The sequence below is a fragment of the Comamonas sp. F1-6 genome (genome assembly GCF_039581415.1).
Taxonomy (GTDB): Bacteria; Pseudomonadota; Gammaproteobacteria; order Burkholderiales; family Burkholderiaceae_C; genus Comamonas; species Comamonas thiooxydans.
In genome coordinates this window covers 136,904-145,083 of record NZ_JBCPWN010000013.1, presented here as the reverse complement: position 1 = coordinate 145,083, position 8,180 = coordinate 136,904, and the positions used below count along the sequence as shown (strand labels likewise).

At 60.1% G+C, this 8,180-nt stretch carries 4 protein-coding genes; 3 read left to right on the top strand and 1 reads right to left on the bottom strand.

Features of this window, described 5'->3' with window-relative positions:
• Positions 1-11 precede the first annotated feature (11 nt).
• The 3 genes from AAIL66_RS14855 (at position 12) to AAIL66_RS14845 (ending at position 7,010) form a co-directional block, all read left to right on the top strand.
• Positions 12-3,998: a type I secretion C-terminal target domain-containing protein gene (locus tag AAIL66_RS14855; RefSeq protein ID WP_343497085.1), complete on the top strand. Its 3,987-nt coding sequence runs from the start codon at positions 12-14 to the stop codon at positions 3,996-3,998.
• A 277-nt stretch (positions 3,999-4,275) separates the two neighbouring features.
• Positions 4,276-4,959 carry a transglutaminase-like cysteine peptidase gene (locus tag AAIL66_RS14850; protein ID WP_052088508.1) on the top strand — a complete coding sequence of 228 codons (684 nt, stop codon included), beginning with the start codon at positions 4,276-4,278 and terminating at the stop codon, positions 4,957-4,959.
• A gap of 65 nt (positions 4,960-5,024) precedes the next feature.
• The gene (locus AAIL66_RS14845; RefSeq protein ID WP_034409939.1) at positions 5,025-7,010 is read left to right on the top strand and encodes a LapD/MoxY N-terminal periplasmic domain-containing protein; all 1,986 of its coding nucleotides are present in this window, start codon (positions 5,025-5,027) and stop codon (positions 7,008-7,010) included.
• Between the two features lie 67 nt (positions 7,011-7,077).
• Here AAIL66_RS14845 and AAIL66_RS14840 read toward each other — a convergent pair whose 3' ends face one another.
• Entirely contained in the window at positions 7,078-8,067 is a 990-nt protein-coding gene (locus AAIL66_RS14840; RefSeq protein ID WP_034409937.1) for a bile acid:sodium symporter family protein, read from the bottom strand.
• Positions 8,068-8,180: the final 113 nt, after the last annotated feature.

Here is an 8,180-nt window from a genome sequence, read left to right as displayed (position 1 = left end):
ACGCCGCCATCGTGGACATCAACAAGCCGCCCGTCGTGGAAAGCAGCAGCACCGCGGTATCGGAAGAAGGCCTCGCCGGCGGCATTCCGGACAATACCGGTACGTCGGACACGACCGATTCCCCGCAGGCCACCGGCCAGTTGTCGATCACAGACGACAACGGCGCCAGCTACAACATTTCGCTGGTGGCTCCTGCCGATGGCGCCTTGACGTCCCACGACACGCCCATCGTCTGGACGTTGTCCGACAATGGCCACACGCTGACGGGCCGCGCGGGCGGCGCTGAAGCCATCGTCATCAAGATCGACAATAACGGCGCCTATAGCGTCAAGCTGTCAGCTCCGGTCGATCATCCCGATACCTCGCGCGAAGACACGCTCGGCCTGTCTGTCGGTGTCAAGGTATCGGACGGCGTGAACCCGCCGGTGTCGACCAACATCAACATCACGATCGAGGACGACGCGCCAGTGGTGCAGTCGAACGATCCTGTCGCAGTGCAGACCACGGATATCCCGGACGTCTACACGGGCAAGGTGAACTTCGCCGGCAGCCAGAACAACAACAACCAGATGAAGATGACCTTCGGCAACGGAGCCATCGAAGTCACGGCCAAGGGCTTTACGTCCAAGACCGACCTGACGCTGGTCGATGCCCTGGTCAATCAGAGCAAGACCGGCCTGGGCGTCGCCAGCACGGACTCGCCGTATCACAACATCGCCAACGAGATCGACTACCGCACCAAGGACGGCCAGGGCGCTTCGGAAGAACTGACCATCCACCTGACCGGCGGCAAGGTCGCCTACGGCGCCACCATCGATTTCGGCGCCATGTACGGCGGCGAGGTGGAAAGCGGCGTCGCGCGGTTCTACCGCGATGGCGTCCTGATCGCCGAACGCACGTTCACGTCCGACCAGAACGGTGGCGACTATGCGGCCAACTTCCGCGTCGAGGAAGGCGGCTTCGATACGATCGTGATCTCAGCCACTGACAACCACAAGAACTCGTCCAGCGACAACAGCGACTTCACCGTCACGGGCATCACCTTCCTGGGTAGCAATACCGTCCAGGCCATCGCCTACGGCGAAGGCACACTGAACTACGGTTACGGCGCCGACGGCGCAGGCCGTCTGGAGTTGACGGGCGCGGAAGGTGGCCTGAAGACGCGCGAAGGCGCGAACATCACGACGACGCTGAGCAACGGCAATCTGATCGAAGGCCGCGACCCGTCGGGCAATCTCATCTTCGAGATGCGCTTGACGCCGGCCACCGGCAAGTGGGAGTTCTATCAATACAAGCCGATGCAAGGCACCGCGGACGGCAAGCTCGACTTCACCTACAAGGTGAAGGATGCCGACGGTGACTCCACCGCTGGCCACTTCGAAGTGGCGGGTGTGGAACCTCCTGCTCCCAGCGTCAACATCGAGGACTACAACCTCGCTGCGCCGGGCGCCATCAGCGTGTCGGAAGCTCTGGCCTCCGGTAGCGGCACGTTCACGATCACCGCGAGCGCAGGCCTGAAGTTGCTGACGCTCGACGGCCCGGGCAACGCCGACGCGTCCCTGACGCTGGACCGTCTGGCCGACCTGGTGAACAATCCGATCACGCTGACGACCAGCAAAGGCACGCTGACGCTGACCGGATATGACGCCACGACCGGCAAGGTCAGCTACACCTACCAGACCAGCGGCCAGCAGGCGCACACCGGTGACGACACCAACGTGCAGGATCATTTCCAGATTACGGTGGAAGACAAGTTCGGCGGCAAGGCAACGGGCGACCTGGGCGTGCTGATCACCGACACGGCTCCCAGCCTCAAGCCGATCGCCGAAAGCTCGGCGCTGTCTTCGCACGGCACCAACATCATGCTGACGCTGGATACGTCTGGCAGCATGGCCTGGAGCAGCGGCGTCAACAACAGCAACGGATGGTCGCTGTCGCGCCTGGACGTTCTGAAGTCTTCGGTCAACGGTCTCCTCGACAAGTATGGCGAGGCTGGCGATGTGCGCGTCTTGATCCTGGAGTTCAACAGCAGCGCAACGCAGAAGGGCAGCGGCTGGATGTCCCTGGCGGAGGCCAAAACGTTCGTGAACGGCCTCTACGCTGACGGCGGGACCAACTACCAGGACGCGTTGACCAAGGCAATGGCCGCCTGGAACAACTCCGGCACGGGCAAGCTCGAAGGCAATAACGTCCAGAACATCTCCTATTTCTTCACTGACGGCGAACCTGACAGCAATCGCTCGGTCAGTTCCAGCCAGCAGACTACCTGGGAGAAGTTCCTCGCCGACAACCATATCAATTCCTATGGCATTGGCTTGGGTACCGGCGCGACTGGTGGCTACATCGATCCGATTTCCTACAACCCGGAGCGTCCTGCCGACAGCAACACCATTCTGGTGAAAAACCTGAACGGTCTGGATGCGGCGATCGACGGCACCATCGCCCCGCCCATCAACGGCGACATCGCCGCGGGCGGCACGTTGGGCGCCGACCTGAGCGGCGCGCGCATCACGCAGCTGGTCATCGAAGGCAAGACCTACAACTACGATGCCGCAACCAACAAGGTGACCGCCACCTCGGGCGCCACGTACAGCTTCGACTCTGCGACGTCCGAACTGACCGTGACCACTGCGCATGGCAAGTTCACACTTGATATGGCCGGCGACAACCTGGGCAATTACCGCTACGTACCGAAGACGGCTGGCACCGACACCATCCAGTTCACGGTGCAGGACGGCGACGGCGACACGGCTAGCTCCAGCATCACGGTCAACGTGACGCCACCGGTGTACCAGACCCCGGACGCGGTGGACGACAAGATCATCACCAACATTCTGAGCACGCAGGTCACCGTTCAGTCCGGCGCACTGTTGGCCAACGATGTTCGCGGCACTGGGGCCTTGACACTAGGCCCCGTTACGGTAGACACGGGCTGGGGCAACAAGGGCAATGACTTCACCCGCAGTTCGGTGCGTACGATTACGACGTTCTCCGGAACGGGTAGCAGTTCCGATGCCAACAAGTTGTTGACCGTCGCCCGCAACGATTTCTCCAAATCGGGAGGAAGCCAGAACCAAGCGCAGTTGAAGATCAACGGCTATCTTGGCTCGGTGGGCGCGTCCAACAACAACGATCAGGATCTGCTCACAATTGCACTCGTTGCCGGCGAGAAGTTGTTCCTTGATCACAACCTGAGCAATAGCAACGCTATTAGGATGGAGTACCGGCCGTTGGGCGCCAGCGACTTCATCGTGGTCCAGGACGGCGCTTTCTTTACGGCGGATCACACCGGAACCTACGAGATCCACATCGTCAACGTACCGAACAATACGAACGGCGGAGGCACCGGAGCGGAAAACTACCAACTCACCATGACGGTGGACTACGCCAATGCTGGTTCGACCGACTACATTGGTGCGGGCTCGTACACCATCAACACCGCAGACGGTCACCAAGATTCGGCCAATGTCGCCGTCAGCTACCAATCGGGCAACAATCTGGTCGGCACCAACGACGGCGAAATCCTGTTGGCGGGCAATGGCAACGACACGCTGGACGGCGGCAAGGGCAACGACGTGCTGGTCGGCGGCAAGGGCGATGACACGCTGATTGGTGGTGAAGGAGATGATGTTTTCCTGTGGCTCAAGGGCGATCAGGGAACCACTGCGGCTCCTGCCAAGGATGTGATCAACGACTTTGGCAAGGGCGGCTCCGATACCAACGGCAATGATGTGCTGGACCTGCACGATCTGCTCCAAGGGGAGGAGGGCAGCACGGATCTGTCCAAGTTCCTGAACTTCTCCAAGAGTGGTGCAGATACCGTGCTCAAGGTCTCCACCGATGGAAATCTGGGTGCTGCAGGCTCCAACTACGATCAACTGATCACGTTCAAGGGAGTGGATCTCACCGCTGGACACTCGTTGACCAGCACGGCGGATCAGAACGCCTTGATCAAGGAGCTGATCGATCAAGGCAAGCTCAAGATCGACCACAGCTGATAAGCAGCTCCCGGCGAGGTCAGGCAGAAGTCTTGAAATATCAAGTCTTCTGCCTCTTCGCTCGGCTGTGATCGGCAGGTCGTTTCAAGAGCTTGCTTGATTGGTTACATTTGTGAGCATTGAATCCTGACTGCGTTCTCATCGACCTTTCAAGATTCATAGCAGTCATCACAATATTTACAGGCGTCTCAAGCAATTTATGTCTTGCGCGCTTGCTCTTTTTGCAACTCGCTTGAGTACTTCGCCTAGCCTCCTGTTTCCACAGCCCGTGGAAAAAATGCAGCGTCTGTCGCGCAGAGGCATGCTTTTGTATGGCTCGGCGATTCTCGGAACCTGGGCGCTGCAGAACGGGTTTGAAGCCGTCGCGCTGGATTTCGACGGCGAGCGGCTGCAGAGCAGCATGCAGTCTCGTTATGGCGCCGCAGGTGTCCAGAGGCTGGGTCAGTGGCTGACGATGCTGCAAGCCCAGAAAGACAGGTCGCTGCAGCAGCAGCTGCCGGCCGTCAACACGTTCTGGAATCGCGCAGTGTTGCAGTCGGAGGACAGCGTCCTCTGGTCCCAGTCCGACTATTGGGCCACGCCCCTTGAAACCCTGGGCAGAGGGGCTGGAGACTGCGAGGATTACGTGATTGGCAAGTATTTCTCGCTGCTGCGCCTGGGCGTGGCAGTAGAGAAACTGCGCCTGATCTATGTGCGTGCCCGCCTGGGGGGCGTGGGTAGTACGCAGAGCATTGCGCATATGGTGCTGGGCTATTACGAGACACCTGCAGCCGAGCCGCTGGTGCTGGACAGTCTGCTGGACAACATCATGCCGGCAAGCCAGCGCAAGGACTTGACTCCTGTATTCAGCTTCAATGCACAGGGTGTATATGTCGCGGGCGCACAGCCTGCTTCGGTGGACAGGATTACGCGCTGGCGCGATCTGCTGGCGCGCATGAAGCAGGAAGGTTTTTTGCCATGAATGTCATGTTTGGCGGTGCGGGCAGCGGAGCCATGTTGAATGGTCGACACAGATAAGGCAGCAAGATGTCGTTGTTAAAGCAACTTTTGATCAGCGTGACGGTGGCCATTGTGGCAATCTTGATCGGCACCCTGGCTTTCAGCATCGGTGCTGCGCGCCAGTATCTGGATGGGCAGTTGCAGTCCGAGAGTGAGAACGCCGCATCTTCGCTGGCATTGTCGCTATCGCAGCCGGCCAACCAGGATCCGGTCACGCAGGAGCTGCTGATGATGGCCTTGTTCGATGGCGGGCAGTTCAAGCTGATCCGCCTGGCGTCCCCGCAGGGCGAGACCTTGTTCGAGCGTAGGCGCGACAACGGCATTACCGATAGTTCTGCCTCTGCTGCCAAGCTCCAGGACGGCGCTGCTCCGCCGTGGTTTGTGGAGGTGCTGCCGCTGCGTTCGCCAAAGGCAGAGCGTGTGATCAGCGATGGCTGGAAGCAGGTTGGGCAATTGACGCTGGTTGTGGACAACAGCTATGCGAGCCAGGCACTGTGGGGCAGCAGCGTACGCTTGGCGGGTGTGGTGGTGCTGGCCGGGCTGGCCTGGGCTTTCTTTGTAGTCTTGCTGTTCAGATGGTTTCGCAAGGTCTTGCAGCAGGAAATCTCGGCACAGGTTCAGGCGATTGGACGTCAGGCAGGAAGTGAGGTACCGGCGAAGCCCGTCAAGGCCGCGGTCGCCGAGCTGGTGCCCGTACTCAGCGCCATTGCAGACACCCGAGAGCGGGTGCAGGCTACGGCGCAGGAGCAAATGGAGCGTATCGAATCACTGGAGCTGGAGGTCAATCTTGATCCAGTTACTCAGCTGCCGAATCGCAAGTACTTTGTCAATGAGTTGCGTCGCGCGCTGAGCGAAACTGACGGCGTTGCGGCACATGGCCATGTGATGCTGTTCAGGCAGCGTGATCTGCTGGCTCTGAATGCGCAGATGTCCCGAGCCAGTGCCGATGCATGGCTGGCTGCGATGGGTGAACAGGTCAATCAGGTGTTGAAGAGTCATGCCGAGTGCAAGGCCCAACTGGCGCGCCTCAATGGCTCGGACTTTGTGGTTCTCATGCCGGCCCTGGCCGGGCCCCAGGCCATGTCGCTGGTGCAGCAGATCCGACAGGTGCTGCTGTCCATGCGTGTGACCTTGAGCAGTGGCCAATGGTGCCGCTGGAGCTTTGCCCTGACCGATTACTCGGCATCGAGTTCGGTAACAGGTGTGCTTGCGCGGCTGGACTACGGTCTGATGCGAGCCGAGAGTTCGGGCCAGGCCGAGGTGGAATATGTAGCCTACGGCGATGATGAGGTGGTTTCCGATCTGGCCGGGGAAACCTTGTGGCGTCAGATGCTGATTGCCGCCCTGGAGGCACAGGATGCGCTTTCCCTGTCCGTTCAACTACTGCAATTCAAGGGCCGAAACGGGATGCAGGAGCGCGGCGAAGCGTCGCTCTCGCTGCGCACTGCTTCCGGCGAGACCTTGATGGGGTCGCTGTTCCTGCCGGTCGCCGTGCGCCTGGGCTTGTCGGCAGAATTCGATTTGCGAGCGGTGGCCCTCGGGGCTGCATGGCTTGAGCAGAACGATTGCGAGCTGGTCATTCGAATCTCCTTGCCCTCGCTGGCCCAGCCCGACTTCCTGGGCCGGCTACGCGAAGAGCTGAACGCTCCGGGATGGGCACGCCGCTTGCCGCTACTCTGTCTGGAGCTGGATGCACACGGACTTGCGGCGTATCCCGATGAAGTCACCGAATTTTGCCAGGCTATGGCAATGGCTGGCGTGGGAGTGGGGCTGCGTCGCCTGGATCAGCAGCCCATGGGCCTGACCAAGCTCCATACCTTGCCGCTGCGCTATGTGAAACTGGGTGGTGAATTCTCGGAGCAGGCTGCGCAAAGCCCTGGTGCCTTGCATCTGCTGCAGGCCATCGTCGAGACTGCGACCGGGCTTGGAATTCAAGTGGTGGTGACCGATGTCGTCAATACGGAGGCTGCGAAGCTGCTGCGTCAGCAAAACGCGCTGACGCTGCTTACTTGAAATGATGGATCTGCCGTGAAAAGAACAAGGGGCGCATGAAGCGCCCCTTTTTATGGGTCTTGTGCTCTTAATGAGCTTCGCTCTGATCGGCGATCTGCACACGCCTGGCATAGCGCTGCGCCAGTACGGCGCAGACCATGAGCTGGATCTGATGGAACAGCATCAGCGGCAGCACGATTGCACCCACGGAGGCAGCGGGAAAGAGCACATTGGCCATGGGAATACCACTGACCATGCTTTTCTTGGAGCCGCAGAACACGAGAGTGATCTCGTCCTCCTTGCTGAAGCCCAGGCGGCGTGCACCCCAGGTGGTGATGAGGAGCACGACGGCCAGCAAAATGCAGCACAACACGATCAAGCCCAGCAGCGAGGGCAGGGGTGTCTGCTTCCACAGTCCGCTGATGACGGCAGCGCTGAAGGCGGCATAGACCACAAACAGGATGGAGCCCTGGTCCACCAGCTTGATGATGGAGGCACGACGCTGCAAAAAGCCGCCGATCACAGGGCGCATCAGGTGACCGATGACAAAGGGCAGCAGCAGCGTCACGGCAATCTTGCCAATGGCATGCAGTGCATCGCCGCCTTCCGCATTCTTGTGCAGTATCAGGCTCACCAGAATCGGTGTGACCAGAATGCCCAGCAGGGTAGAGGCGGACGCGCTGCACACGGCGGCGGGCACATTGCCGCGCGCCATGGAGGTGAAGGCAATCGCCGATTGCACCGTGGCGGGCAGGGTGCAAAGAAACAGCACGCCGACATACATCTCGGTGGTGACCAGGGGCGAAAGCACCGGGCGCAGTGCCAGCCCCAGCACGGGGAACAGCACAAAGGTGGCGATGAAGATCCAGATATGCAGGCGCCAGTGGCCTATGCCCGCCAGGATGGCCTGGCGCGAGAGCTTGGCGCCATGCAGAAAGAACAGCAGGCTGACGATGCCGGTGGTGGTCAGTTCCACATATTTGGCGACCTGGCCCGAGGCGGGCAGAAAACTGGCGAGGACGACGGTGGCAATCAATGCCAGCGTGAAGTTATCGGGGACAAAGCGGGGGCGAGACATATTCTTGAACTGAAGCCATCCATGCAAAGCACCGGTCCGGTGCGCGATGGCTGCGTATTGGACACGCAATCCATTTAAAAGAGAAATGGATTTATTCGATAGACCTATAATTT

Excerpts from the sequence above, each read along its gene's own strand:
- AAIL66_RS14840 (WP_034409937.1), bottom strand. The coding sequence starts at position 8,067 with ATGTCTCGCCCCCGCTTTGTCCCCGATAACTTCACGCTGGCATTGATT.
- AAIL66_RS14850 (WP_052088508.1), top strand. The coding sequence starts at position 4,276 with ATGCAGCGTCTGTCGCGCAGAGGCATGCTTTTGTATGGCTCGGCGATT.
- AAIL66_RS14845 (WP_034409939.1), top strand. The coding sequence starts at position 5,025 with ATGTCGTTGTTAAAGCAACTTTTGATCAGCGTGACGGTGGCCATTGTG.